At 70.5% G+C, this 26,817-nt stretch carries 23 protein-coding genes; 6 read left to right on the top strand and 17 right to left on the bottom strand.

The annotated features are described in order from the left end of the window. Nucleotides 1-82 precede the first annotated feature (82 nt). From KVT45_RS57250 to KVT45_RS50845, 6 genes are all read right to left on the bottom strand, one after another. Nucleotides 83-1,111, bottom strand: a complete 1,029-nt coding sequence (locus KVT45_RS57250; RefSeq protein ID WP_254648560.1) for a hypothetical protein — start codon at nt 1,109-1,111, stop codon at nt 83-85. 147 nt (nt 1,112-1,258) lie between these two features. Beyond that, nucleotides 1,259-1,957 carry a TetR/AcrR family transcriptional regulator gene (locus KVT45_RS50865; protein WP_217561203.1) on the bottom strand — a complete coding sequence of 233 codons (699 nt, stop codon included), beginning with the start codon at nt 1,955-1,957 and terminating at the stop codon, nt 1,259-1,261. A gap of 86 nt (nt 1,958-2,043) precedes the next feature. Further along, the gene (locus KVT45_RS50860) at nt 2,044-4,041 is read right to left on the bottom strand and encodes a pyruvate dehydrogenase complex E1 component subunit beta (RefSeq protein ID WP_217561202.1); all 1,998 of its coding nucleotides are present in this window, start codon (nt 4,039-4,041) and stop codon (nt 2,044-2,046) included. Nucleotides 4,042-4,120: 79 nt separating this feature from the next. Further along, nucleotides 4,121-5,275 (bottom strand): acyl-CoA dehydrogenase family protein, encoded by a 1,155-nt coding sequence (locus KVT45_RS50855; protein ID WP_217561199.1) that lies wholly within the window; start codon nt 5,273-5,275, stop codon nt 4,121-4,123. 1 nt (nt 5,276) lies between these two features. Further along, the gene (locus KVT45_RS50850; RefSeq protein ID WP_217561197.1) at nt 5,277-6,335 is read right to left on the bottom strand and encodes an alcohol dehydrogenase catalytic domain-containing protein; all 1,059 of its coding nucleotides are present in this window, start codon (nt 6,333-6,335) and stop codon (nt 5,277-5,279) included. Further along, entirely contained in the window at nt 6,332-7,159 is an 828-nt protein-coding gene (locus tag KVT45_RS50845) for an enoyl-CoA hydratase/isomerase family protein (RefSeq protein ID WP_217561195.1), read from the bottom strand. The genes KVT45_RS50850 and KVT45_RS50845 overlap by 4 nt, the downstream gene beginning before the upstream one ends. A gap of 166 nt (nt 7,160-7,325) precedes the next feature. Between KVT45_RS50845 and KVT45_RS50840 the strand changes: the two genes are divergently transcribed. The 4 genes from KVT45_RS50840 (at nt 7,326) to KVT45_RS50825 (ending at nt 13,026) form a co-directional block, all read left to right on the top strand. Continuing rightward, nucleotides 7,326-8,867: a long-chain fatty acid--CoA ligase gene (locus tag KVT45_RS50840; RefSeq protein WP_217561193.1), complete on the top strand. Its 1,542-nt coding sequence runs from the start codon at nt 7,326-7,328 to the stop codon at nt 8,865-8,867. Beyond that, on the top strand, nt 8,864-9,634 hold the full coding sequence (locus tag KVT45_RS50835; RefSeq protein WP_217561191.1) for an SDR family NAD(P)-dependent oxidoreductase: 771 nt from the start codon (nt 8,864-8,866) through the stop codon (nt 9,632-9,634). The genes KVT45_RS50840 and KVT45_RS50835 overlap by 4 nt, the downstream gene beginning before the upstream one ends. Before the next feature lie 629 nt (nt 9,635-10,263). Next, complete coding sequence (locus KVT45_RS50830) at nt 10,264-11,721, top strand: MFS transporter (RefSeq protein WP_217561189.1); 1,458 nt, start codon at nt 10,264-10,266, stop codon at nt 11,719-11,721. Nucleotides 11,722-12,069: 348 nt separating this feature from the next. Then, complete coding sequence (locus tag KVT45_RS50825; protein ID WP_217561187.1) at nt 12,070-13,026, top strand: redoxin family protein; 957 nt, start codon at nt 12,070-12,072, stop codon at nt 13,024-13,026. Between the two features lie 31 nt (nt 13,027-13,057). Here the strand turns inward: KVT45_RS50825 and KVT45_RS50820 are convergent, their stop codons facing one another. Beyond that, on the bottom strand, nt 13,058-13,813 hold the full coding sequence (locus KVT45_RS50820) for a helix-turn-helix domain-containing protein (protein WP_217561185.1): 756 nt from the start codon (nt 13,811-13,813) through the stop codon (nt 13,058-13,060). A gap of 54 nt (nt 13,814-13,867) precedes the next feature. Here KVT45_RS50820 and KVT45_RS50815 point away from each other — a divergent pair, with 54 nt between their 5' ends. Continuing rightward, entirely contained in the window at nt 13,868-15,070 is a 1,203-nt protein-coding gene (locus KVT45_RS50815) for an MFS transporter (protein ID WP_217561183.1), read from the top strand. A gap of 134 nt (nt 15,071-15,204) precedes the next feature. Here the strand turns inward: KVT45_RS50815 and KVT45_RS50810 are convergent, their stop codons facing one another. Then, a complete protein-coding gene (locus tag KVT45_RS50810) occupies nt 15,205-16,443 on the bottom strand; it encodes a cytochrome P450 (protein WP_217561181.1) in 1,239 nt (412 codons plus the stop codon). Between the two features lie 86 nt (nt 16,444-16,529). After that, a complete protein-coding gene (locus tag KVT45_RS50805; RefSeq protein WP_254648558.1) occupies nt 16,530-16,850 on the bottom strand; it encodes a carboxymuconolactone decarboxylase family protein in 321 nt (106 codons plus the stop codon). A 262-nt stretch (nt 16,851-17,112) separates the two neighbouring features. Here KVT45_RS50805 and KVT45_RS50800 point away from each other — a divergent pair, with 262 nt between their 5' ends. Then, nucleotides 17,113-17,985 (top strand): VOC family protein, encoded by an 873-nt coding sequence (locus tag KVT45_RS50800; protein ID WP_217561179.1) that lies wholly within the window; start codon nt 17,113-17,115, stop codon nt 17,983-17,985. A gap of 73 nt (nt 17,986-18,058) precedes the next feature. Here the strand turns inward: KVT45_RS50800 and KVT45_RS50795 are convergent, their stop codons facing one another. From KVT45_RS50795 to mftC, 8 genes are all read right to left on the bottom strand, one after another. Next, entirely contained in the window at nt 18,059-18,247 is a 189-nt protein-coding gene (locus KVT45_RS50795; RefSeq protein WP_217561177.1) for a ferredoxin, read from the bottom strand. A gap of 87 nt (nt 18,248-18,334) precedes the next feature. Continuing rightward, complete coding sequence (locus KVT45_RS50790; RefSeq protein WP_217561175.1) at nt 18,335-19,807, bottom strand: FadR/GntR family transcriptional regulator; 1,473 nt, start codon at nt 19,805-19,807, stop codon at nt 18,335-18,337. Between the two features lie 118 nt (nt 19,808-19,925). Continuing rightward, nucleotides 19,926-21,131 carry a cytochrome P450 gene (locus KVT45_RS50785; RefSeq protein ID WP_217561173.1) on the bottom strand — a complete coding sequence of 402 codons (1,206 nt, stop codon included), beginning with the start codon at nt 21,129-21,131 and terminating at the stop codon, nt 19,926-19,928. A 210-nt stretch (nt 21,132-21,341) separates the two neighbouring features. Further along, nucleotides 21,342-22,598 carry an amidohydrolase family protein gene (locus KVT45_RS50780; protein ID WP_217561171.1) on the bottom strand — a complete coding sequence of 419 codons (1,257 nt, stop codon included), beginning with the start codon at nt 22,596-22,598 and terminating at the stop codon, nt 21,342-21,344. 141 nt (nt 22,599-22,739) lie between these two features. Next, nucleotides 22,740-24,125 carry a mycofactocin biosynthesis glycosyltransferase MftF gene (gene mftF, locus KVT45_RS50775; RefSeq protein ID WP_217561169.1) on the bottom strand — a complete coding sequence of 462 codons (1,386 nt, stop codon included), beginning with the start codon at nt 24,123-24,125 and terminating at the stop codon, nt 22,740-22,742. After that, nucleotides 24,122-24,859 (bottom strand): mycofactocin biosynthesis peptidyl-dipeptidase MftE, encoded by a 738-nt coding sequence (mftE, locus tag KVT45_RS50770; RefSeq protein ID WP_308311125.1) that lies wholly within the window; start codon nt 24,857-24,859, stop codon nt 24,122-24,124. The genes mftF and mftE overlap by 4 nt, the downstream gene beginning before the upstream one ends. A gap of 20 nt (nt 24,860-24,879) precedes the next feature. Then, complete coding sequence (gene mftD, locus KVT45_RS50765) at nt 24,880-26,115, bottom strand: pre-mycofactocin synthase MftD (protein WP_217561165.1); 1,236 nt, start codon at nt 26,113-26,115, stop codon at nt 24,880-24,882. Nucleotides 26,116-26,140: 25 nt separating this feature from the next. Continuing rightward, on the bottom strand, nt 26,141-26,817 hold a 677-nt coding region (mftC, locus tag KVT45_RS50760), incomplete at its 5' end, for a mycofactocin radical SAM maturase (RefSeq protein ID WP_254648557.1).

Here is a 26,817-nt window from a genome sequence, read left to right as displayed (position 1 = left end):
CCTATGCGTACGACCACGTGGATCCGTCGGCCGGATCCCGCTGCTCACGCCACTGTGCGCGCGGCAACACGAAGGTCCCGCATCAGGCGGCCCGCCCGGCTTCGGAGAAGATGAACGCCCCGTACGCGTCGCCCGTGGTCTCGCCGGCCGGCCCTCCCAGCGGCGATCCCGGCAGCGGGTGCGGGCGCCACGAGAACGGCGCCCCGGCCATCAGGTCCGTCCACTCCTCCTCGGCCGCGAGCCCCACCTCGACGACATCACGCCCGTGCTCGCGGGCCCGCACGAGGGCACCGGTGATGAAGTCCACCTGATCGCCGGGGTGACGAGGGTTGTCGGGGACGCAGTGCGGGCCGCCCGCGAAGAAGAAGTTCGGGAAACCCGCGGTCATGACACCGAGATAGCTCCGCGGGCCGTCCGCCCAGTAGCCCGCCAGCCTGAGGCCGTCCCGGCCGCGCACCCCGAGCCGTTTCAGCGTGCCGCCGCTGAACGCGTCGTCCCCGGCCACGATGAGGCCCCCCGCGCACACACCGCTGTCGCTGTACGCGGATGAGCGGCTCTCCGGGACGTGTGAGGCGGACAGCTCCTGGCGCGCGCCCCGGTGCCCGCGCCCGGCGTCCCGGCCGTTACGGTGTCCGGTCCTGGCCTGCTGACGGCCGCCCGTACAGGGACGGCCGGGTGCCGGGAGGGCTCCGGTGGCGGCGACCAGGAAGCGTGCCCGGTACTCGACGGCGTCACCGGTCAGCACCGACCAGGTCCCGGTCGGGTCGTCGTAGACGGCCGAACCCACGGTGGCGCCCAACCGGATGTGCGGGCGCAGGTCCTGACGGTCCACCAGATGGTTGAGATAGCCCTCGATGACCGGCTGGCCGGCGCCTTCCTCGGGTCGCTGCCACGCGGCTCCCAGCTCTGCCGAGAAGAGGTGCCCGCGGACACTGCTCTCCGCCTCGAAGCGTGCCTCGAAGGAGTTGTTCCAGTACCAGATCCCGCCGATGCCGAGGCCCGCTTCGAGCAGCACCGCGGAAAAGCCCTCGGCTCTGGCGCGGTAGAGCTGGTAAAGCCCTGTAGTACCGGCACCCACGATCAGCACGTCGGCCTCGGTTCGCCAGTCCACTCAACATCCCTCCTCGTGCTGAGCGGTCGCCCACCGCTGAGCAGGACACAAGAGGTTAGACCGATCGGTCGGTGAATTAAATCCTTGTCACACTATCGGCGCGGGCAGAGGTAGGCAACGCCCGGAACACTGGTGACGGGCCCTGTGTCACGCCTTGCCGGAGGAACGCGGAATCGGCACGGGAGCGGCGGTCTCCCGCTTGGCGAGGAAGTCGCTCACATGGTCCTCGATGTCGTCGAACCGGCGGCCCGGACCGGCGAATCCCGCAAAGAGCGTCGCGCAGTACTCCTGGGACAGGCGCTGGGCATCCCACTCACCACCCGGCTTGATCCACTGGTAGGTGTGGTTGTGCATGTTCAGGAACTGCAGGGTGGCCAGCCTCGAATCGGCCTTGCGGAACGATCCGTCCTCCATCGCGGCGACGAGCAACCGCTCGACGACACCCTCGAATTCACGGCGCTGGCTCAGCAGACGGGTGCGGTTGTCCCCGCGCAGGTTCCGGTAGTCGTGTTCGTAGACCCGGACATGGTCCAGCCGGGCCAGGATGTTCTCCAGCAGCGTCTGCGACAGCAGCCGAAGCCGCAGCACCGGATCCTCGTCCAGGGCGGCGATCCGGTGCACACCGGCGAGCATGGGACGCATCACCCGGTCCTGGATCTCTACGAGCAGATGCTCCTTCGAGCCGATGTAGTAGTAGAGCGCGCCCCTGGCCAGCCCCGCGACATCGCCCACCTCCGCGATACCGGTGGCGGCGTACCCCTTCTCGGCGAACAGCGCGGCCGCCTTGTCGATGATCTCCTGACGCTTGGTCTCGTAGCCTGGTCCGTGCCCTGGTGGTCTTGCCATGATTCAGCATTCTAGGGACTGCGAACAGAAAACCGAGGGACGGGTCAGGTGAGAAAGGGCTTTGGATCACTCGGTCCATTGTGGTTTCAGACCGCGGCGATACGGCGCAGGGTCTCGGCGATCGTGTCCTGCGAGGGCAGCCACGCACGCTCCAGGGAGGGCGCGTACGGGGCGGGCACCGGGGGCGGCGCCACACGCGTGACCGGTGCGTCCAGATGCCAGAAGCCCTCGTCGACGGCGAGCGCGGCCAGTTCGGCGCCGACCCCGAAGTCCCGCACCGCCTCGTGGGCGATCACCAGACGGTTCGTCTTGGCCAGGGAGGTGAGAACGGTCTCGCGGTCGAGCGGGGCCACCGTACGCAGGTCGACGACCTCGACGCTGACGCCCTCGCCGCTGAGCACCTCAGCGGCGGCGAGACAGTCCTGAACCATCCGGGACCAGGAGACGAGCGTGATGTCGGTGCCCTCGCGCACCACCTTCGCCCGGCCCAGCGGAATCAGGTGATCGGCCGGAGGCCGTGGTCCCTTGAAGCCGTACTGCAACCGGTTCTCGACGAAGACCACCGGATTGGGGTCCTGGATCGCGGCCCTCAACATCCCGTATGTGTCAGCGGGGTTGGAAGGCATCACCACGGTCAGTCCGGGGATGTGCGCGAGCAGCGCCTCCAGGCTCTGCGAGTGCTGGCTGCCCGAGGAGCGGCCGGCGCCGAACTGGGTGCGGACGACGAGCGGCATGGAAGCACGGCCGCCGGTCATGAAACGCAGCTTCGCCGCCTGGTTGAGCAGCATGTCGAGGCAGACACCGATGAAGTCCATGTACATGATCTCCACGACCGGCTTCATCCCGGCCATGGCCGCACCCACCGCCGTACCGAGGATCGCGCTCTCGCTGATCGGGGTGTCGCGCACCCTGCCGGGAAATGCCTGCGCCAGACCTCGGGTCAGGCCGAAGACGTTGCCGCCGGCTCCGACGTCGATCCCGGCCACGAACACCGCGGGATCCGCGGCGAGTTCGTGCTCCAGGGCGAGCCGTACCGCATCCATCGAACGGAAGATCTCCGCATCGTCCGAAGGCGGGGACGGCTCGGCTACGGCGATACGCGGCGCGGAGACGAAGTCGTGGAGGGTCTCCGGGCCGGGCTCGGGCAGGCTCCTCGCCCATTCCACCGCCGCGTCGATCTCCTTGTCGATCTCCTCGTCCACCGCGTCGGCCTGGGACGCGTCCACCCCGGCCGCCGCCAGATGCCGGCGGGCCACGAGCAGGGGGTCCCGCTCCTTGGCCTCGGCGACCTCCTCCGGGCTGCGGTAGCGCTGCGGGTCGCCCTCGTAGTGGCCGTGCCAGCGGTAGGTCTCCGCCTCCACCAGGACCGGGCCGCCGCCATGCCTGATCCGCTCCACCACGTCGGTCATGATCCCGGCCACCGCCAGGACGTCGTTGCCGTCGACCTGGGCGTAGCCGATCCCGTATCCGGCGGCGCGGGCCGAGAGCGGCGCCCGGTGCTGCTCGGCCGCGGGCGAGAACTCCGAGTAGTGGTTGTTCTCGCACAGGAAGACGACCGGCAGGTCCCAGACGGCGGCGAGGTTGACCGCCTCGTGGAACATGCCCTGCGCGACCGCGCCGTCCCCGAAGAACGCCACCACCACGTCCCCGGCGTCGCGCAGCTTGGCGGCGGTGGCCACTCCGGTGGCGATGGGCAGGCCGGCGCCGACGATGCCGTTGGCGCCGTAGATGCCGAGACCCGGGTCGGCGATGTGCATGGAGCCGCCGCGGCCGTGGCAGGTGCCCGCCTCCTTGCCCATCAGCTCGGCCATCATCGACGCCGTGTCCAGCCCCTTGGCCAGCACATGACCGTGGCCCCGGTGGGTGGAGGTGATGCCGTCGGTGTCGCGAAGGGGCCAGCAGGCACCGACCGCGCCGGCCTCCTGTCCGATCGACAGATGCAGGAAGCCCGGGATCTCGGTGGCCTTGTACAGGTCCGACGCCCGCTGCTCGAACCGGCGGATGCGGCTCATCCGCCGGTACATCTCAAGGAGTTGTTCCGCGTGTGTGGATTTCACTCCGGTCATCTGCGGTGCCAGGGTCATGGTGCGTCCTCACTACTCCTGCGTCCCCTTGTGGAGCTGGTGTCCGGCCCCGCACGGCGGGGCCGGAGCCACCCGGATCTCACGCCCGCTCGACCAGTGCCCTGGCGATGACGTTGCGCTGGATCTCGTTGGTGCCCTCGCCGATCTCGAGGATCTTGGCGTCCGCGTAGAAACGGGAGATCTCCGACTCCCGCATGTAGCCGTAGCCGCCGTGGATCTGTACCGCCTGGGAGGCCGCGCGATTGGCGACCTCGGAGGCGTACAGCTTGGCCATCGCCGCCTCCGTGGCATGCGGCCGCCCCTGATCGGCGAGCCACGCGGCGCGGTAGACCATGCAGCGGGCGGCCTCGAACTCCGTGCCCAGATCCGCGATCTTGTGGGCCACCGCCTGGAAGGCGGCCAGCGGACGGCCGAACTGCTCGCGCTCCTTGGCGTGCTGGACCGCGAGCGCGAGCGCCGCCTTCGCCAGTGACATGCCCAGCGCCGCCACGCTGATGCGGCCCTTGTCCAGGACGGACAGGAACTGGCGCAGTCCCCCGCCTTCCTCGCCGATGAGATGGTCCTCGGGGATGAAGCAGTCGGTGAAGACGAGTTCCCGGGTGTCCATGGCGTGCCAGCCGAGCTTCTTCAGCTTGCGGCCGACGGTGTAGCCGGGCGTGTCCGTCGGCACGTAGAAGGTCGCGCACCGCTTGCGTCCCCCGTCGTCGCGTCCGGTCACCGCGAGCAGGGTCACGCCCTGGCTGATGTCCGTACCGGCGTTGGTGATGAACATCTTGGTGCCGTTGATCACCCAGCCCCCGTCCGCGCGGCGGGCGGTGGTGGCGATGCCGGCCGCGTCGGAGCCGGCCCCGGGCTCGGTCAGGCCGAACGCCCCGATGGCCTCGCCGCGGGCCAGCGGAGCCAGCCAGCGGTGCTTCTGCTCCTGAGTGCCGTAGGCGAGCAGTGGCAGCGTCGCGATCGTGGAGTGTGCGTTCCAGGAGGAGGCTACGGACTGGTCGGCGGCGCCCAGTTCCTCCATCACCGCCACGTAGGACACCAGGTCCGATCCGGCGCCGTCGTACTCCTCGGGCACCAGCATGCCCATCAGGCCGAGTTCGCCCAGTTTGGTGAAGATGTGGGTCGGGAACTCCTCGTTCTCGGACCACTGGGCGGCGTGCGGCGTGATCTCACGGGCCGCGAACTCGCGGACCATCTCCTGCAGCGCGCGCGTCTCTTCCGGCAGGTCGAAATCCATGTCACAGCCCCTTGGGAGTCAGCAGAACCTTGAGATGCCGGGCCCGGTCCGCGGTCAGGTCACCGAAGACCCCGATGCCCTGGGCCAGCGAGAACCGACCGGTGAGCAGGGGTGAGGCGTCCAGGCGCCCGGTGCTCATCAGGTCGATGACGCGGGGGATGTCGAAGTTGTAGCCGAGGGTTCCCAGCACGGTCCGCTCGTAGAAGACCAACTGGCCCATGTCCACCTCGATGTTGCCGTGCCCGACCCCCGCGAGGACGACCCGGCCGCCACGCCGGACGGTGGCGACCGCCTGTCCCGCGAGCGCCGCCACACCCGTGGCGTCGATCACCACGTCCGGGCCGATACGGCCGGTGCGCAGGAACACCTCGCGGCGTACGTCCGTCTCGCCCGGGTCGAACGCCTCCGTTACACCGATCTCCAGGAGCCTTTCCCTGCGCTCCTTGAGCGGCTCGCTCACATACAGCCCGGCCGCTCCCGCGAGACGGGCGGCGAGCACGACCGCGAAGCCGATCGGTCCGCCGCCGACCACCAGCACGTTGTCGCCCGGTCGCACTCCGGCCCGGGTCACCGCGTGCAGGCCGACCGCCAGTGGTTCGGCGAGCGCGGCCATCTCGTCGGTGACGTTGTCGGGCAGCCGGACCAGCCCGGCGAGGGGCACGGTGACGCGTTCGGCGAACGCGCCGGCGGAGGCGAGTCCGACGGAGCCGCTCTTGGGACAGATGTGGTACTCGCCGCGCAGGCACCAGTAGCACACGCCGCATCGCCAGACGGGATCGGCGGTCACCCGGTCACCGACCTCGATGCCGGGCACCTCGGAGCCCAGCGCGAGGACGGTTCCGCTGAACTCGTGCCCCAGCGCCAGGGGCGGCTCCGCTCCGGTGAGGGGGTGCGGGCCCGTGCGGATCATGTGCGGGCCTTCGAGGAACTCATGCAGATCGGTGCCGCACACACCGCACCAGGAGACCTCCACGACCGCCTCGTGCGGTCTCGGTTGCGGTGGGTCGGGTACCTCGTCCAGCCGCAGGTCCCGTGCACCGTGCCAGCGCAGTGCCTTCACGCCCTACGTCCCTCCGTGTCGTCGTGGTCCGTCTCGCCGCCATCCCGCCCGGGACCTCCGAACGTCGCCTTTCCCGGGCCGTGTTCGAGGAAGGAGCGCAGTCCGGTGGTCGCGTCGGCGGTGCCGAAGACCCCCGTGAACAGGGACCGCTCCAGGGCGAGTCCGGTGGACACGCCGGCGTCGGCGCCGTGGTCCACCGCCTCCTTGATCGCCTCCAGCGCCGCGGCGGGCCCCTCGGCGAGCCGCTTCGCGTAGTCGAGGGCGGCTGCGAGCACCTCGTCGGCCGGGACCACCTCGTCCACCAGGCCGATCCGCAGCGCCTCCTCGGCGCCCACCCGGCGGCCGGTCATCAGCAGGTTCTTCGCCCGTGCCGGGCCGAGCAGGCGCGCCAGTCGCTGGGTGCCGCCGGAGCCCGGCATGATGCCCAGCTGCACCTCGGGCTGACCGAGCAGGGCGTCCCGGGCCGCCACGCGGTAGTCGGCGCACAGCGCCAGTTCGAGGCCGCCGCCGAGCGCGTAGCCGGTGATCCCCGCGACGACCGGCATCGGCAGCCGGGCTACCTCGTCGAAGGTCCTTTGCAGGGCCCGGTTCCAGCTCCGGATCTCCTCGGGTCCCATCGCCGCCAGCGCCTGGATGTCGGCACCGGCCGCGAACAGCCGCTCACCGCCGTAGAGCACCACGGCCCGCACATCACGGGAGTCGGCCAGCTCGCGCGCAGCGGCGGCCAGCTCGCGCCGCTGCTCGGAGTCGAAGGCGTTCATCGGTGGGTTTGTCAGCCGGAGGACCACGACCGGCCCGTCGACCTCCCATCGAATACGTGGCACAGAGACCCTCCTCCTCGGCGGGAAATCGCTCCGCACGGCGGTTGTCGGTGGCTGCGGAGCGCCGTAAAGTGCGGCTACGGTTTTATAGACCAATGAGTACACGAAAACTTTGTAGTGGGCAACCGACCGGTCGGGACAATGCCGGTCGCCGAACGAGAGAGTCGCCGTGCACAATTTCGCGAGCATCCTCGACTACCACGTGACCCAGCGGCCCGACGCCGTGACCGTCGTACAGGACGAACGGCACCTGACCGTGCGCGAGCTGCATGAACGGGTCAATCAGCTGGCCGCGGGCCTGTCCGAACTCGGCGTGGGCCGGGGTGACATCGTGGGGCTTCTGCTCTACAACCGGCCGGAGTTCCTTGAGCTGGTGTATGCCGTCAACCGGATCGGGGCGGTTTTCCTGCCGCTGAACTACCGGTTGTCCGAAGACGAATGGCAGTACATCCTCGACCACGCCCGCGCCAAGGTGATCGTGACCGAGCCGGAGTTCGTCCCCGCCGTGGCCCGGATCGACCCGGGACTGAGCCACCTGGAGCACCGGATCCAGCTCGACGCCGATCCCGACACCCAGCCGCCTTGGACGGGTTACGAGGAGCTGCTGGCCCGCCACAAGGGCGCCCGGGTGGAGCCGGTGGACGTGGTCCCGGGCGATCTGCAGCGTCTGATGTACACCTCCGGCACCACCTCACGGCCCAAAGGCGTGTGCATCACCTACGGGAACGTGCAGGCCAAGAACCTCGCCCACATCGTGCACTTCGGGCTGACCGCGGCGGACACCACGCTGGTCTGCGGCCCGCTCTACCACGTCGGAGGGCTGGACATGCCCGCCCTCGGAGTGCTGTACGCGGGCGGCACGGTCGTCCTGCAACGCAGGTTCGACCCGGAGGGTGTGCTGCGCGCGATCCAGGATCACAAGGTCACCAACGTCTGGCTGGCGCCGGCCATGGTCAACGCCGTCCTGGAGGTCCCGGACCGCGAGACGTACGACACCGCGTCCGTGCGTTTCGTCCTGGGCGGCGGCGAGAAGACCCCCGAGCCGGTGCTGCGGCGGATCATGACCGCCTTCCCCAACGCCTGGTTCGCCGACGCCTACGGCCTGACCGAGACCGTCTCCGGTGACACCTTCCTCGACCGTGAGCACTCCCTGAGCAAACTCGGATCCGTCGGCCGCCCCGTGCCCCACACCCGGGTCCGCATCGTCGGCGACTCCGGCGAGGAAGCCCCCACGGGCGAGCTCGGCGAGATCACCCTGCGCGGCCCGAAGGTCTTCGCCGGCTACTGGCGCGACGAGCGGGCCACCGCCGCGGCCCTGAAGGACGGCTGGTTCCACACCGGTGACATCGGGCACGTCGACGAGGACGGCTTCCTCTATATAGACGACCGGAAGAAGGACATGATCGTCTCCGGCGGGGAGAACATCGCCACGCCCGAGGTCGAGCGGGTCCTGTACGAGCACCCCGCCGTCCTGGAAGCCGCCGTCGTCGGCCTCACCCACCCCCGCTGGGGTGAAGTCCCCCGCGCCTTCGTCGTCTTCCGGCCGGGCAGTACGGCCAGGCCGGAGGAACTGGGCGAGTTCTGCCGGGCACGCCTGGCCAAGTTCAAGGTGCCCGCCCGTTTCGACATCGTCGACGCGCTCCCCCGCACCCCCTCCGGCAAGGTCCTCAAGCGGACCCTGCGCGACATCCCCTTGGAGGAGCAGGCATGACCGACGTGAACACCCGACTGCGCCTGGACGGCAAGACCGTCTGGGTCACCGGAGCCGGAAAGGGCCTCGGCCGCGCCATGGCGGTGGCCCTCCACCAGGCGGGGGCCGCCCTGGCCGTGACGGCACGCACGGCCGCCGATCTGGAGCAGCTCTCCGCCGAACTGTCGGCCCACGGCGGCAAGGTGCTGGCCGTGCCCGCCTCCGTCTCCGACTCGGCCGCCGTGCGGACGGCCGTCGACCGTGTCACCGAGTGGGCGGGCCGCCTCGACGTCGTGGTCAACTGCGCGGGCATCAGTCCGCACTTCACCCGCAGCGAGTTCGTCACCGACGAAGACTGGCAGCAGGTCCTCGACGTGAACCTGGCGGGCACCTTCTACTGCTGCCGCGAGGCCGGGAAGGTGATGCTGGAGCAGGGCTCCGGGTCGATCGTCAACGTCTCGTCGGTGCACGCCGGCACCGGTTTCGAGCGGATCGCCGCGTACGCCGCCAGCAAGGGCGGCGTCGAGGCGCTCACCAAGGCGCTCGCCGTCGAGTGGGCCGAACACGGGGTACGTGTCAACACCCTCGCGCCCGGCTACTTCCGCACCGATCTCAGCTCCGGCCTGCTCGACAGCCGCTGGGGCGAACGGATCGTCCGCGGAACTCCCCTGGGCCGGGTCGGCGAGGCCGACGAGCTGGGCGGCGCCGCGGTCTTCCTCGCCTCGGACGCGTCCCGCTTCATGACCGGCACCACGGTCACGGTCGACGGGGGCTGGACGGCCTGGTAGCGGGCGCGGTTCCGCGACCGACCCGCGCCGCCACCGCCCCAGCGGCCATTCCTGACCAGACCATTGATTGTACCGACCGTTGGGTCTATTTTACGGGCAGCCACATCGCTGGTCAGGAGAGACCCGTATGTTCAATGAGGATCATGCGAGCAGCGGTGTCGCCGGTCGTCCTCCCCCACGGGGCGCCGGCCGCACACACTCGAGCCCGCACCCGGGCCGCCCACCCCGGACTCGCCGCAACACTCGCTCCGAGCGATCCCCGACACAGGGCTGCACAACGCAACGCGGACATTGAACGGCCCGGCACACCGCGCCCCAGATCCCGCACCACAGCCCTTCCTCGCCGCCGTTCCGGTACCACGGCACCGACCGACACGGTCGGTCAGGGCGGCGACAAGAGCCGACGAGCCTGCGCCGGCCCCGACCGGCCGATTTTCCCTCCGCCGGTCCGGCCTGACACGGCACACCGAACGCCATAGCCGAGCCGCTCCCTTCTTTCCAGGCCTTTCCAGGCCGCGGTCACTCGGAACGGCACCATCCACAGGGATCGGTCCTGCTCCCGGCGTCCCCCACGCCGCCCGGAACAAAGCTGCTCCCTGGACCTCCGCTCACCCACGGAAGGCCCTTCCATGTCCCAGACACAGACCACGCCACCCGAGACGTCGGAGAAATCCCGCTCGACCCCGCACAACGTGCTCATCGTCGTCGCCCTGTTGTGGGCCGTGCAGCTGGTGTCCCTCGTGGCCGCGCTGTCGGGCGTCACCCAGGCCGCGGTCGCGATCCACTTCCAGACCACCCACATCGCCTGGTTCATCCTGATGACCCTGCTGAGCGGGACCTTCTTCCTCCCCTTCGTGGTCAAGGGGGCGGCCCTGTTCGGCAAGAAGCGTGCGCTGGTCGTCGCCACCGCGCTGGGCCTCGTCGGAGACCTGGTCGCCGCCGTCGCCACCGACTACCGCACGCTGCTGATCGGGCGCGGCATCGCGGGCATCTACGTGGCGGCCACTCCGATCTGCTACGCCATCACCCGTGACATCTTCCCCCGCCGGTGGGTCGGGCTGGCCAACGGGATCATGGCCGGCGGTGTGGGTCTCGTCGCCTTCGGCGGACCCTTCCTGTCGGGCTGGCTGCTCGACAACCACGGATTCCGCGGCGTTCTGTGGTTCATGGCTATCAGCACGGCCGTGAGCCTGCTCCTGGTGACGTTCCTCGTCCCGGAGAGCCCCGTCCGCGAGCGCGGCGGCCGGATGGACTGGGCCGGCGGAATCCTCCTCGGCGGCGGCGTCACCCTCATCGTCTACGCCGTGGGCGAGGGGGCGGACTGGGGCTGGGGCAGCGGCAAGTTCATCGGATTCGTCGTGGGTGCGGTGGTCGCGCTGATCGCCTTCCTGCTCGTCGAACGCCGGGTCGCCGAGCCGCTGTTCCCGCTGGCCATGACGCGGCGCCGCACCGTGTGGACGGCGTTGCTCGCCACCTCCGTGGCGGCCGGTTCGCTCAGTGCCGTCGGTGTGGTGATCCAGCTGCTGGTGCTGATGCCCAAGATCCCGCACGTCTCCGACGGCCTGGGCTGGTCCGGAACGCACAACGCCATCGTCACCAGCCCGATCAGCGTCCTGATCATCGTGGGTGCCGTGGGGACGGGCATGGTCGCCCGTCGCCTGGACAGCCGGATCCTGCTGGCCGTCGGGGCCGCGCTGGCCGTCCTCGGCTACGGCATCGGCACGCAGTACCACCACACCGCCGCCCAGATCATCTCCTGGGGCGTGGTCGCGGGGCTCGGCACCGGCATCGTCGTCGCCGTCGTACCCATCATGATCATCGAAGTGGTCAGCCCGGAGGAGCAGGCTCTCGCCAACGGCGCGCAGAACCTCGCTCAGGGGGTGGCGCAGATCGTCGTCTCTCAGGTGGCCTATGTGGTGATGGCACAGCACGGAATGGTCCTGAAGGGCACCCAGTTCTACCTCGACAAGGGATTCACCAACGGGATGTGGCTGGTCGTCGGCTGCTGCGCCCTCGGCGGACTGTGCGTCGCCCTGGTCCCGAAGGCCGAGCGTCTCCAGGACGCGGAAGTCGGCCAGGCCGCCTGATCCCGACCCCCGGCGTGATCACCGGGTTGCTCGTCCCAGGACCATGAGGTCGGCACGAGCGGAGGACCTCGACCGTACCGTGGCCTGAACGGGCTCCCGCACCGCTACTCGCGGCGCGGGGGCCCGAACCCATGTCGGCGCGGGTACGTCTTGACGGCCACCGGGGTTTGGTGCGGAGCCGCCGCCATGCCCCGGAGGTTCCGTTCCGTTCGGCGGGCATCCACTGCCGGAACCGGCTGCTCGACGCGGTGCTCTCACGGAGGCCAGGGGGGCCGACGGTACAGCCTCTCCGCCTCGGCTTGACCTTACCCTCGGGGGCAAGGTTTAGCGTTCGTCGAGGTGAGAGACATGCAGATCAGCGAGCTGGCCCGCCGGGCGGGTGTGACCACGAAGGCGGTGCGCTACTACGAGTCGCTGGGCTTGATCACGCCCGGGCGGTTGGCCAACGGCTACCGGGACTACGGCGAGCACGACGTACGGCTTACGCAGGAGATCCGGGCGCTCGGCAGTCTCGGGATTCCCGTCGAGCGCACCCGCCCGTTCCTGGAGTGCCTCACGGCCGGCCACCGACATGCCGACGAGTGTCCGGCCTCGCTGGCCACCTACCGGGACGCGATCGACGAGCTCACCCAGCGGATCGAGGGGCTCACCGCCCGCCGGGCGGTACTCGTCACGCATCTGCACCAGGCCGCCCACCGGGGCGGCCGCCTCTCACCGGTCAACGAAGGAGCGGACCTGATGACCGACTACACCAGCCTGCCCGCCGACCTGCCCGTCCCCGAGGACGACGGCGCGGCTGCCCACCTGCCCGGCACGAAGCTGCCGCGCCTGGAACTCTCGGGCACCGACGGGGCGACCGTCCGCCTCGACGCACTCGGCGCGGGACGCACCGTGATCTACATCTACCCGCTCACCGGCCGCCCGGGCGTCGACCTGCCCGACGGCTGGGACTCGATCCCCGGAGCGCGCGGCTGCACCCCCGAGACATGCGGCTTCCGCGATCACTACCAAGATCTTCTCGCCGCCGGCGCCGGCGGTGTGTTCGGCCTCTCCAGTCAGGAGACCGACTACCAGCGTGAGGTCGCGGAGCGGCTGCATCTGCCGTTCCAGATGCTCTCCGACCCGGCACGGAGCCTGGCGCAGGAACTCGACCTGCCCACCTTCGAGACCAACGGGCTGACGCTCTACAAGCGGTTGACCCTGATCATCCGGGACGGCGTGGTCGAGCACGCCTTCTACCCGATCTTCCCCCCGAACGAGCACGCGGCCCAGGTCCTGGCCTGGCTTCGGGACAACCCACTGTAAATCGGGGAGGTGCAGCCGGTCGCCGTGACGCTCAGTCTGTCTGCCGGTGGGGTTGGTGTGTGCCCGGGGTGTGGCCGAAGGCGCGGCGGAAGACGTCGATGAAGGCGCTGGCGGACGACCAGCCGCACAGGTGGGCCACGGTGGTGACCGGGGTGTCCTCGGCCAGCAGGACCAGGGCGCGGTACAGGCGCAGTTGGGTGCGCCACTGCGGGAAGGTCATGCCGAGGTCGGCCTTGAAGAGGCGGGAGAGGGTGCGGTCGCTGGCGCCGACTTCCCTGCCGAGGGCTGCCAGGGTGCGGTCGTCGGCGGGGTCGGTGCGCAGGATCTCGCAGACCGCCTTGAGCTGAGGGGTGGTCGGGGTGGGCAGGTGCAGGGGCTGCTGGGGCGAGGCCCGCAGCTGGTCGAGCAGCACGGCCCGCAGCCGCCCGCGTTCGGGACTCTCGTCGTGCGGGGTGTGGGTGTAGGCGAGGATCAGCTCCCGCAGGAGCGGCCCGACCGCCAGGACGGTCGGCTGGTCCAGGTCGAGTGGGTTGTCGTGCGCGGGCAGGCCGACCAGGTGGAGTTCGAGTTCGCCGTGGGCCTGGTGGGCGTGCACGGTGCCGGCCGGTACCCAGATGGCGCGGGTGCCCGGCGCGATCCACGTCCCGGTGCCGGTCGTCACGGCCAGCACGCCACGGCCCGCGTAGACGATCTGGTGGTCGTCGTGGCGGTGGGCGTCGATGGCGGCTCCGGGCGCCAGCCACTCGGTACGGGTCGGCGCCACGGACTCGTGGCGGATTTCTGTCATTGCTTGGCAGTTTATCGGAAGCACGACATGTTGTCCGGCCGTGAGCATGGTGATGTGTCAAGGAACAGATCGATCACTCTGCTGTCGGTCGGCCATGCCTGTGTGGACATCTACCAGGGCGCGGTCGCCTCTCTCGTCCCGTTCTTCGTCGCCGAGCGCGCCTACAGCTACGCGGCGGTGTCGGGCATCGTGCTCGCCGCGTCGGTGCTGTCCTCGGTGGCCCAACCGGTGTTCGGTCTGCTCACCGACCGCTGGGCGATGCCCTGGGTCCTGCCCGTGAGCACGGTCCTGGGCGGACTCGGCATCGCCCTGAGCGGCCTGACCGGCTCCTACCCGCTGACGCTGGTGTTCGTGGCGGTGTCCGGCGTCGGGGTCGCCGCCTATCATCCCGAGTCCGCCCGCATCGCCCGGCTCGTCAGCGAGGGCAGCCACAGCGCGATGGGCTGGTTCTCCGTCGGCGGCAACCTCGGTTTCGCCGCCGCGCCGCTGATGGTCACCGCCGTCGTCACCTCCGGCGGCCTTCACCTGTCACCCCTGCTCGTGCTGCCCGCCCTCGCCGGCAGCGTGCTCTGCCTGCCCGTCCTGCGTGCACTGCATCAGAAGGCAGCCCACGACGGCTCGGACACCGGCGTCGGGGTGGGCGCCGACGACAAGGCGTCGTTCGTGAAGCTGTCGCTGGCCGTGGTCTTCCGGTCCATCGTCTTCGTCGGCCTGAGCACCTTCATCTCGCTCTACGCGCAGCAGCGCACGGGCGGCGGTACGGCAGCGGGCACGACGGCGCTGTCCGTGCTCTACGCCGGTGGTGCGCTGGGCTCCGTGCTGGGCGGCAGCCTGGCCAACCGCTGGGACCGGGTCACCGTGGCCCGCTGGTCCTACCTCCTCACGATCGCCGCCGTCGCGGGCACCGTGTTCGTCCCCGGCCCGGTGTTCTACGTGTTCGTGGCGCTGACCTCCGCCGGCCTGTACGTCCCCTTCTCCCTGCACGTCACCCTCGGCCAGGACTACCTGCCCACCCGCGTCGGCACCGCCGGCGGAGTCACCCTCGGACTGACCGTCAGCATCGGCGGCCTGGTCAGCCCCCTCATCGGCAGCCTCGCCGACGCGACCTCCCTGCGCACCGCCCTGGCCCCCCTGATCCTGATGCCCGTGCTGAGCTGGCTGCTGTTCCGCACCCTGCCCGAACCCACCGCGCCGAAGGCCGTAGCGACGGCGCGGCGGACCGGGGACGGCACGGATGCGGCAGCTGCGCGGCGCTGACCGGCCCGCCGGAACGGGCCGGAGATTCAGGTGAGATACCGCGGATGAGGCTGCTGGTCCCGCCGGTACAGGCGGGACCAGCAGCCTCATGAGGGCGCCCGCAGCAACACTGCCAGGCGAGGACGGAGCCCCCGCTACCAGGTGACCGGCAGCTCCTTGATGCCGAAGGCGAGCGAGTCGGCCGGGCGGAAAGCGAGTTCGTCGCGGTCGACCGCGAGGCGCAGGGTCGGGACGCGGCGGTAGAGGGTGCCGTAGACGACCTGGAGTTCGATGCGGGCGAGCTGCTGGCCGAGGCACTGGTGGATGCCCCAGCCGAAGGCGTGGTGGTGGCTCGCCTTGCGGCCGAGGTCGAGCTTGTCCGGCTCGGGGAACGCCGTCGGGTCCCAGTTCCCGGCGGGCAGCGGGACGACGATGCCGTCGCCGGCCTCGATGCGCACGCCCTCGAACTCGAAGTCCTCATTGGCGATCCGCCGCTGTCCGAACTGGGCGACGGTCAGATAGCGCAGGATCTCCTCGACCGCGCCCGCGACGGCCTTCGTGTCGTCGATCTCCCGCAACCGGGCCAGCTGCTCGGGGTTTTCGAGCAGCAGGGCGGTCCCCAGCGTGATCATGTTGGCGCTGGTCTCGTGCCCGGCGATCAGCAGGATCATCGAGAGCAGGGTCGCCTCGGGAAGGGTGAGGTCGCCGTCCTTGATCCGCGCCGCGAAGTCCGAGAGCACGTCGTCGCCGGGGTTCTCCATCTTCGTCTGAAGCAGCGCCGCCAGGTATCCGCCGAGCGCCTCGTTGGCCCGCCGGTCGTCCTCGGCGGTCTTGTCGCTGCGGGTGGCGAAGGAGGCGTTCTCCTGGAAGAACTCATGGTCGTCGTACGGCACTCCGAGCAGTGCGCAGATCATCAGCGAGGGCAGCGGCAGCGACAGCGCGGTCACCAGGTCCACCGGCTTGGGACCGGCCAGCATCTTGTCGATCAGCTCGTCGGTGAACCGCTGGATCTCCGGCCGCAGCGCCTCCATCCGCGGTCGGGTGAACGGCCGGGTCATCATGCGGCGAATGCGGCTGTGGTCCTCGCCGTCCGCGTTGAAGATGGTCAGCGGATAGTGCTGGACGTTCTCGGCCATCGCCCGGTTGGGCAGCGGGAATCCGGGCTGTTTGTCGTCCGAGCTCACCCGTGGGTCGGAGAGTATCGCGCGCTGGGCGGCGTGGCCCGTGACCAGCCAGGGGGTGCTGCCGTCCCAGATCCGGCCGCGGGTCACAGGAGCCTTCTCGTTCAGAGCGCGCAGTCCGGGCGGCGGAGCGAACGGGCACTTGGCGTCCCGGTCGTCCTGGTAGTCGTAAATCCGTTCGTCGAGGGCGGGTTTGATGTCGGCCTCGGCCATGGTCTTTCCTCCAGGTGGAAGTGGGGGGATGGGGGAAAATCGGGGGCGGGCCGGAGACTGCTCCGCCACGCGGACGGCCGGCCAGGTCAGTCCTCCAGCGCCTCGCGAGCGGCGGTACGGGCGGCCACCGCACGCGGGAAACCGGTGTAACCGCTGGAGTGGTAGACGACCTCCGCGATCTCGTCCCGTGTCAGTCCGTTGGTCAGCGCGACACGGACGTGGGTCTTCAGCTCGCTCTCCGCCCCCAGGGCGATGAGGATGCCCAGTGTGACCAGGCTCCGATCGCGCGGGGCCAGTCCCTCACGAGCCCACAGCGACCCCCAGACACTGGTGAGGCCGACGTCGACGAGGTCCTCGCCGATGCGCCCGTCGCGCAGGTCGGTTCCCTCAACGTCCTTGTCGGTCATGACTCGCTCCCGTTGCGCGGCCTCGCATCCTCGAGCGAAAAATAGAATAGCCGGTCGATACAATAAACACCTCGTGGATGGCACAACGGACGGATCCTCGCGTGCCGGCCCGGTCCCAGTCGGCCGCTGTCGATCGTTCCCGTCTCTCCCGGTCAGCGGGACGGCCCCGGGCGGCGGGCACACCGAAGCGCCTACCGTCGCGCATGTGGAGGAACCGGGGCCCTGGCCGCCCTGGACTGACCAGCGTGAAGGAGAGAGTCGGATGGGAGTTCATTCGCTCGGGTACTTGAGGCTCGAGTCCAACGACATCGAGAAGTGGAAGGCTTTCGGAGCCGACTTCCTCGGGCTCATGCCGGTCGAGGGCGGCGGCTCCGAGTCGCTGTCCTTCCGGATGGACGACTACCCGGCTCGTATCGTCGTCTCCCCGGGCGCCCAGCCCGGAATGACGGCGATCGGCTTCGAGGTCCTGGACGAGCGCGAGCTCGAACGCCTGGTCGCGGACGTCGAGAAGGCCGGGATCAAGGTGACGCCGGGCACCGAGGCCGAGGCGGCGGACCGGAAGGTCACCGGCTTCGTCAAGTTCAACGACCCGGGCGGCAACCCGGTCGAGCTCTTCTACGGCACGGTCCTCGACCACGTGCCCGTGCACACCCCGCTGGTGTCGAAGTTCGTCACCGGGGACATGGGGTTCGGGCACGCGATCGTCTCCGCCGAGGACGCACGGACCACGTTCGAGTTCTACGTCAACGTGCTCGGTTTCATCGAGCGGAACACCATGCGCTCGCCGGGCGGCACGACCTGGTTCATGGGCTGCAATGCCCGGCACCACACCCTCGGCGTCACCCCGATGCCGGGCCCCGGGCGCCTGCTGCACTTCATGGTCGAGGCGGCGACGCTGGACGACGTCGGACGCGCCCTGGACCGGGCCGGCAAGTACGAGGTGCCGATGATGCACAGCCTCGGCAAGCACACGAACGACCACATGGTGTCGTTCTACGTGTGGTCACCGGAGAACTATGCCGTGGAGTTCGGCTGGAACGGCCTGAAGGTGCCGGAGCCCGTCCCCGTCTACGAGATCACGGACGGCGCTTTCTGGGGGCACCACTTCACGCCGCCGCCGCAGCCGGCCGGCTGAGCGACCGGGCATGACCGAGCCCCACGGCCCAAGGCCGTGGGGCTCGTGCGTTCACGGCGTCACCATGTGGACGTCACTCTATGGTGATCGCCCGTTCCGGGCAGGCCAACTCCCCGTCCCGGGCGGCGTCTTCCAAGTCCTCGGGGACGTCGCCGTCGTAGGGCAGCGCATAACCGTCGTCGTCGAGACGGAAGAGTCCGGGCGCCGCTGCCGCGCAGCGCGCGTGCCCGGAGCACTGCGCCGCATCGATGGTGATCTTCACTCAGCTACTCCGCTCTACCGGGCTTGCTTCGATATTCAGGATACTTATTTGCCGGGCGAAGGGACGGGGGTCAGGCGGGCGGCAGGATCAGTGCCACCAGGGCATGAGCGCGTCCAGGTGACGGCGCATGCGGTGCCGTGCCACCCCGGCGTCCCCCTGCAGGATCGCGTCGAGGATGCGCTGGTGGACGTGGCGTACCTCGTCGGCTGCCTTGTCACCGGGCAGGGGCCGGTCGTGGCCGGACGCGTGCCGGCGGAACAGCTCGGTGATGATGTCGAGGAAGAGCGACAGCACCGGGTTGCCGGCCAGGGCTGCCAGTTCGGAGTGGAAGAGGTCGGCCTTGCGGGGCTCTCCGGCCGGGCCCTCCGTGGTCCACCGCACGGCCCTCGCCAGGCGCTCGGCGACCTCCGTGTCGCCCTCGGCGTGCCGGGCGGTCACCCTGGCGACGATGCCGAGCTCGATGGCGTTGCGGACGATCCGCAGGTCGTCGGCCGTGACGCCCTGGTACTCGAGGAAGAGCGCCATCGTGTCGACACTGGCCCGGGGCTCGGGCTCCGCGACGATCAGCCCGCCGCCCGGACCCCGGCGCATCCGGGCGACCGAGTGGTACTCGAGGAGCCGGACGGCCTCGCGCAGCACGGCCCTGCTGACGCCGTACCTGGCCAACAGGTCCGCCTCCGAACCGAGCACCATCCCGATCTGCCAGCCCCGCGCGGCGATGTCGTCGTGGATCCTGGCCGCCACGACCTCGGCGAGCTTGGCCCTCGGGCCCTCGACCAGTTCGGGTTCGACGACGTTCCCCTCGACGCGCCGGCCGCGGTGCACGCGGTGCTTCGCGATCCAGGCGGTCACCGACTCCAGGTGCGTGGTGAGTTCCGTCTGGGCACGGGCACCGTCGTCGGCGATCACGGCGTCGACGACCGCGCGATGCTCCCGGTGCGAGAACTCCTTCGCCGCGCGCGTCTCCGCCCTGGAGAGCCGACGGGAGGTGTGCGCGTACCGGGCGGTGAGGCGGGTGAGGACGTCGATGAACAGATGCAGCACGGGATTGCCCGACAGTTTGCCGAGCATCGGGTGGAGTGGTTCCTGCGAGTGGACCGACGGGTCGTCCAGGTGGGCGAGTTCGTCGTCGAGGGCCGTGCGGAGGGTGGCGATCCCGTCCTCGGTGAGGCGCCCGGCCGCGAGTCCCGCGGCGATGGGCTCCAGCAGCCGGCGGGCCTGGAGCAGGTCCGTGACGCTGGTGCCGACGTACTCAAGATAGATCACCATGGCCCGGGTCGCGGGTCCGGCGTCGGGGGCGCGGACGATCAGGCCGCCGCCCGGGCCGCGCCGCATCCTCGCGACCTGATGGTGCTCGACCAGTCGGACGGCCTCGCGCAGCACGGCGCGGCTCACGCCCAGGCGTTCCCGCAGGTCCGCTTCGGAGCCGAGTGACTCGCCGACGGGCCAGCCCCGGCGGATCACGGTGGCCTCGATCCGCAGTGCGGTCTGCGCGGCGAGTTTGCCGACCCCGGTACCGGTCTCGCCGTCGGCGAACTCGCGATCGACGGCAGTCGCCATGGGTCACTCCTCCGGTGGCTCTCGCGGCTCCCGAGTCTATGCGTCACCGCGCCGGAGGGACGAGACGGAGCTGCGAAATGAGGACACTCCAATCGTGGCACCACGAACGCGCGCCCCCTCAACCACGCCATTCCAGGCGGAGCGACTTGATGCCGTACATGTTGCCGTGCTGCCAGAGATCCTGACCGGGCGCGATCCGGTAGTCGGGGATGCGGCGGTGCCACTCCTCGACCGCCACGTTGAGTTCGAGGCGGGCGAGGTGCGAACCCAGGCAGCGATGGGGGCCCGAGCCGAACGCGATGTGGTTGACGGCCTTGCGACGCAGGTCCACTTCGCTCGGGTTGTCGAACCGGTCGGGATCGCGGTTGGTGACCGCCAGCGGGAGCATCACCATCTCGCCCGCCCGCACCGGACAGCCGCCGACCTCGACGTCCCGCGTCGCCTTCCGCGCCGGGACGACGAAGGAGTAGACCCGGAGGGTCTCCTCCACGCCGGTGGCGATGAGCGAGGGGTCGGCGAGGATCTCCCGGCGCTGCTCCGGATGCGTCGCGAAGTGGTACAGGGCCCAGCCGATGGAGATCGGGACCGTGTCCAGGCCGGCCTGGAAGAGCAGGACGCAGAAGGCGTGCATGTCCCGGTCGCTGATCGGTGTGCCGTCGACGGTCCAGGTCATGGCGTGGGAGAGCAGGTCGTCGCGCGGAGTCGAACGGCGTAGCGCGATCTGCTCCTCGAAGTACGCCGACACCGCCCGCATGGCGGCCAGCCGCCTGCTGCCGTCCGGGTCCTCGCTGTGGGAGAGGTGCAGCAGTTCGTGGACCCAGTCCAGGAAGGTGGGCAGGTCCTCCTCGGGCAGCCCCATCAGGCGCATGAAGATCAGGGTCGGGAAACGGCGCGCGAACTCGTCGAGGACGTCGGCGCCGTCGCGCTCCTTCAGCGCGTCGATCAGTTCGCCCGCTACCCGGCGGATCTCCGGCTCGCGGGCGGCGACGGTCTTCGGGGAGAAGTAGTGGCCGAGCAGCCGCCGCCACACGGTGTGCACGGGCGGGTCCAGCATCTCGGGGATCCACAGGAACGTCGGATCCGGATCGAGTGCCGTCACCGACTTGTTGGAGAAGGTGCGCCAGTCCTGGAGCGCCTTCTGCACCGCCGGGCCGTCCGTGACGACCCAGTGGCCGCGGGCGACGGTGCTGCGGAAGCCCGAGTGCGCGGCGGCTATCTCGTCCCAGCGGTTCTGATGGCTGAGGACCGGCCCGCCGAGCCGGTTGTCGAAGTGGTAGGCGGCGACACCGTCGTGGGTCCCGTCGGGTTCGAGTGTCGTGGTCATCGCGACTCCTCTCTCGTACGTTCGTCAGAGCGCCTCGCTGTCGATCCCGAGCGCGATCAGCCCGTCTCCAGCAAGACCGGTCTTCCGCCCTAATGAGTGTACTTTTTTAGGGATACTTGGGTAGGCTGACTTCTCCGGGGGGCGGGGCCGGCCGCAAAGCCGGCCCCGCAGCCCGGTCGCTCCGAGGGCGGTCCGTCACCCGGTCGCGGTTCAGGTGCCCTGCGGGACGGGAGCCAGTTTCCGGCTCGTGTCGAAGCCCACGATCCCGGCGAGCGTGCCGCCCAGGATCGCCGCGCGGTCGGCGTCGGGGACGTCCACGAAGTTCTCGGCGACACAGTCGGCACTGCTGCGGAAGGTGCCCTCCGCGTGCGGGTAGTCGTTGCCCCACATGATCGTCGACAGGCCGGTGATGTGGCGGGCCTTGACCGCTGTGGGGTCGTCGGCGAACTGCACATGGATCTGGCGCCGGACGTACTCGCTGGGCTTGAGCGGGTGCGGCCAGCGGCTGTTCACGGCGAACAGCCGTCCCATCGCGGGCTGTTCCTTCGGCGAGCGCGAGTCGTCCCAGAAGCCGAGCCACCAGTCGGGGTCCTGGCCGGTGCCGGTCTTCCAGAGTTTGTCCATGAACCCCATGTAGGAGACCAGCCAGCCGGCGCTGTACTCGATGAGGTTGAAGTGCAGGTCGGGGAAGCGTTCGCAGGCGCCGCCGGCCACCAGGTCGGCGATGATCCCCTGCGGACCGGCCGCCCCGCCGCCCCCGGCGCTCATGGTGCGGCTCGCCACCATGGCGTCGGTCAGCTGGCCCTTGCCCATGTTCATGGAGGTCATCAGGCCCCGGACCGTGACCGCGGTCTCCGAGACGTTCTCCCTGACCTTGACCCCGCCGGTGGCGACATGGAAGAAGACCGGCATCCCGTTCGCCTGGGCCGCGGCCCACACCGGGTCGTACTCCGGCGACCAGTAGGGCACCGGCGGGATGTCGGGCAGCAGGATCGCGCCGATCCCCAGCCGGGCGCACCGCTCGATCTCGGCGACCGCGTCGGGGATGCGGGTGAGCGGGATCGCCGCCGTGGGGCGCAGGCGGTCCCGGTGCGGGAGATAGCGCTCGGCGATGTAGTCGTTCCACACGCGCGCGTGAGCCATCGACAGTTCGTGGTCGTCGGTGAACAGGACGAACAGCGAGAGGTTGGGGAACATGACCGACGCGTCGACGCCGTCGAGGTCCATGTCGCGGATGATGTGCTCCGGCTCGCCGTCCGGCGTCTCCCCGCCGTGCTGGCGGTACTTGGAGATGGTCCAGCCGTCGAAGCCGATGGTGTGGAGCTTCTTGAACTCCGTGTGACCGCCCGGGACGATCGGCTCGTCCAGGGTGAACTCCTCTTCCCACAGAGCCCGTTCGCGGAGGTGCTTGGGCAGCCGGGTCTTGAAGAGATCGACCGGCTCGATGATGTGCGAGTCACCGGACACGACAAATTCCTTGAACACAGGCAGTACCCCTCTTCGAACCTCGTCGTTCGTGCAGGACTCACCCGGGCTTGCCTACGAAGTTAACTGTACCGATCGGTCGAGTCAATAATTGAGGGTACGGAATGTCGGGTCGGCCTCGCGTCAGCGGGTGACGCGCGGCCGCAGCGCGCCGGTGGAGCGGCCCCGCAGGGCCGAGAGCCACACTCCGGCCCCGTAGGCGAGATCGTCCAGACGGCGGGCGACGGCGTAGCGGAGGGGGTCGAGGGGAACCTGTTCGTGCCGGTACTCAAGTGCTACGTCGGCCAGAGCCGCCACCGCCGTGGCTCTGCGCACCCGGCGGGACACGGTGCAGCCGACGACCGTGAGCGGCCACCAGTGCCGGGTCACCAGCGCGGAGGCCTGCGACAAGGTGCCGAGGGCGCCGTTGGCGGTGAGCCGCACGGCGAGCCGGTACGGATGCCGGGTACCGTCCAGCTTGCGGGCGATGCGCACGGTGACCACCCCCAGGACGGCCCCCGCGGCCGGCACCGACCAACGGCGCTGGGCGAGCAGCGCGGTGACGAACACCAGACTCCACGGGGCGAACACGGCAGGCGCGATGAAGTCCGGGTGCCGGGCGGCGAGGGGCTGGGCCCCGGTCCCGTACACGGCCTTGCGCAGCAGCCAGTCCCCCACGCGCACGCGATGCTCGTGTGCGGCCCGGACCACCGGCTCGTAGCGCACCCGCAGCCCCGCGTCGACCAGCCGCCAGCACAGGTCGACGTCCTCCCCGACCCGCATGCCGTCGTCGAAGCCCTCCCCCAGCAGGTCCACCCGCGCCACCACGCAGGCCGAGGACGCCCAGGACACGGGTGTACCGGGGCGCACAGGCGCCGGATGTGCGCCGAGGTCGAGGGAGGACCGGCCGTTCTCGTACCGCTCGATCCAGGTCGTGGCGGCGTCGGGCAGACCGGTGATGCGTGGTACGGCCATGGCGACCCGGGGATCGGCGAAGTGCCGTAGCAGGGTCGGGACCGTGTCGGCGTCGAGCACGATGTCCGAGTCGGCGAAGACGACATACGGGGTGGTGACGAGCCGGAGCCCGGCGTTGCGGGCGCCGGCGGGCCCGACGTTCGCGGTCAGGGCGACCAGCCGGGCGCCGTGCCGGGCGGCGACGGTGGCCACGGCCGCCGGGCGGCGTGAGGCGTCGTCCACCACGACCACCGGATGGTCCGTGCCGATGCTCCGCAGCAGCCGGTCCAGTTGGCGCGGGCGGTCGCGGACCGGGATCACGACCGTGCAGCGGGGGTCCGGGGGTTCCGCCAGCGATGCGGCCATGGGGTGGGCCATGCCGCACGCCAGCAGCCGGTCCGCGAGGAACGCGCTCGCCGTGTCCCGTACGGGGATGGTCCGGCCCACGAGGAGCCGCCGGGCCCGCGGTGTCAGCCGTAGCAGCCGGGTCGGGAACCCGCCGAGGAGAGCCCTGCCCCCGTCGACGACCCGGGTGTGCCGGTCCAGTTCGACCACGAAACCGATGGGAAGTGTCATGGGTCTACCGCCTCCGGGCGGGTCGGATCGCCGAGAAGGCCCCGGTCGTCGCAGGTCCACGCGCTGATCCGGCCGACGGTCGCGGACACCATCGCCGCCATCGCCCGACGGCCCTCCTCGGCCGATGCACCGGCGGGATCGCCGAGCACACCGGAGGAGGAGACCGCGCGGACACCCCGGGCCATCAGCTCCGGCAGGAGGACGGAAAGCGGCCGCGTGTCACCGGCGACGGCGTCGTCGAGGCATACCCGGTCGGGTGTCAGGTACAGCAGCAGTGCGGTCTCCGCCCGGCCGGCGTGCGCGTCGCCGCCCGCTACCTCGCAGCAGGTCCAGGCGGCGTCGTGGCCCTCGGCACGCAGCAGACCGACGGCCGTGCCGAGGGTGGCCGTATTGCCGCCGTGGCCGTTGACGAACACCACGCGGCCCGCCCACAGGAACAGCGAGCGCGCCAGCTCCACGATCACCGCGTGCAGCGCCTCGTGCCCGATCGAGACGGTGCCCGGGAAGTCCGCGTGTTCGCCGCTGGCGCCGTACGCGAGCGGCGGTGCCACCAGCGGTTGGCGGTACGGTCCGCCGGCGAGGGCGTCGGCCGTCCGCCGGGCGACCGCGTGGGCGACCACGGTGTCGGTGTCCAGCGGCAGGTGCGGGCCGTGCTGTTCGGTGGACCCGACCGGAACCAGGACGAGCGCACCGGACGGTACGGCCGGCCAGACGGCGTCCGAGAGATCTCGCACCCCGGTGTCCGCCGGCATGCTCAGGCGACCGGTGACTCGACGTGGGCCGGGACGGCCTCGGGCGGCACCGGGAGGTCCCCGCCGCCCAGGGTCAGCGGGAAACCCGGTGGTATCACCAGATCCCCGGGCCCCAGCTTGTCGACGCGGGAGTGTCCGAGGCCCAGCACGGCCGAGTCGAGCCCGCCGCGCAGGATGTCCAGCACGTTCTCGACGCCGGCCTGTCCGTTCGCCGCGAGGCCCCAGAGGTAGGCACGGCCGATCAGCACGGCACGGGCGCCGAGGGCGAGCGCCTTCGCCACGTCCCCGCCGCGCCGTACGCCGCCGTCGAGGAGGACCTCCACCTGGTGGCCGACCGCTGCCGCGATGGAGGGCAGGACCCGGATGACGGCAGGGGTGGTGTCCAGGTTGTTCCCGCCGTGGTTGGACACCGACAGTCCCGACACTCCGGCGTCGACGGCCCGTTTGGCGTCGTCCAGCCGGGTCACGCCCTTCAGGAGGAACGGTCCGCCCCACTCCTCCCGCAGCCACCTGACGTCCTCCCAGGTCGGCGGCGTGGTCTGCATCCATTCGCCGTAGGCGCCGAAGAACGTGGGGGCGTCGCCGCCCGGTGGCCGCAGGTTGGGCACCGTGAGGTCGGGGACACGGCCGGACCTCGCATACCTCCACAGCCAGCCCGGGCGGGGCAGGACGTCGGGCGTGAGGCGCAGCGCGGTTCTCCAGTCGATGCGGTCCGGGATGGCCGGACTCCCCCAGTCGCGTCCGTGGGAGAAGGACCAGTCGAGGGTGACGATCAGCGCCTTGGCGCCGGCCGCCCTGGCCCGGTCCATGCGCTGCACCATGGTGTCCCGGGTACCGCTCCAGTACAGCTGGAAGAAGGTGTCCGGGTTGGCGGCGGTGACCTCTTCCACCGGTCTGCTCGCGAACGAGCTCAGGCCCATGATGACGCCCCGCCCGGCCGCGGCGCGTGCCACGGCCACCTCCCCTTCCGGGTCCACCGCCTGCACGCCGGTCGGTGAGATGAGCACGGGAAGGGCCGTCGGTACGCCCAGCACGGTCGTGGACAGATCGCGCTCCGCGTGGTGGCCCACGAGCCGCGGGGCGAAGCCCAGTTCGGCGAAGGCCGCGATGTTGGCGTCGATCGTCCGCCCGCGCTCCGAGCCCGCGACGAGCGCGCCGTAGACCGTGCTCGGCAGTCTCTTCTCGGCCCGTCGCTGTGCCTCGGCGACCGATTCGAACCAGGGGTTCCGGCGTCGCATCTGCCACTCCTCGGAGATCGGGTCCTCAGGTCAGTCGGAGCCCGGCCAGCGGGTCCTGGGCGCAGTCGCTCACCGGCGGCCGGGCCGGGTCCTCGCGGCGGGTGAGGACGAGGTCCACCGGCCGCGGACGCCGGGAATGGTCCGCGGACGGGCGGGGGCGGCCGCCCCGGCCCCCCGCGAGCCGCTGCTCGCCGTGTCCCTGCACGCACTCGGGATCGGGGCCGTCCAGCGGAAGGCCGGTGAAGAACTTCGCGGCCATGCACCCGCCCTTGCAGGTGTCGTAGAACGCGCAGGAGGCGCAGGCTCCGCCGTGCTGCGGGGCACGCAGCCGCCGGAACAGCTCGGAGTCCCGCCACACTCCGCCGAAGCCGCCCGTCTCGCGGACGTTGCCGGCGAGGAACTCCTCGTGGATGGCGAACGGGCAGGCGTACACGTCGCCGACCGGGTCGATCAGACAGACGACCCGCCCGGCACCGCACAGGTTCAGGCCGGGGAGCGCCTGACCGTAGGCGGAGAGGTGGAAGAAGGAGTCCCCGGTCAGCACATTCTCGCCGTGCGCGAGCAGCCAGTCGTACAGCTCGCGTTGCTGCCCGGCCGTCGGGTGCAGGTCGTCCCAGACGTCCGCGCCGCGAAGCCACGCAGCACTCCCGGGCGCATCGGGATCCTCGCCTGCCTTGCCCTCATCGTCATGCTGTGCGAGGG

The sequence above is a fragment of the Streptomyces sp. GbtcB6 genome (assembly GCF_019091475.1).
Lineage (GTDB): Bacteria > Actinomycetota > Actinomycetes > Streptomycetales > Streptomycetaceae > Streptomyces > Streptomyces hyaluromycini.
Note: the sequence above shows the minus strand (reverse complement) of the source record. Positions and strands in the feature narration are given on the sequence as shown.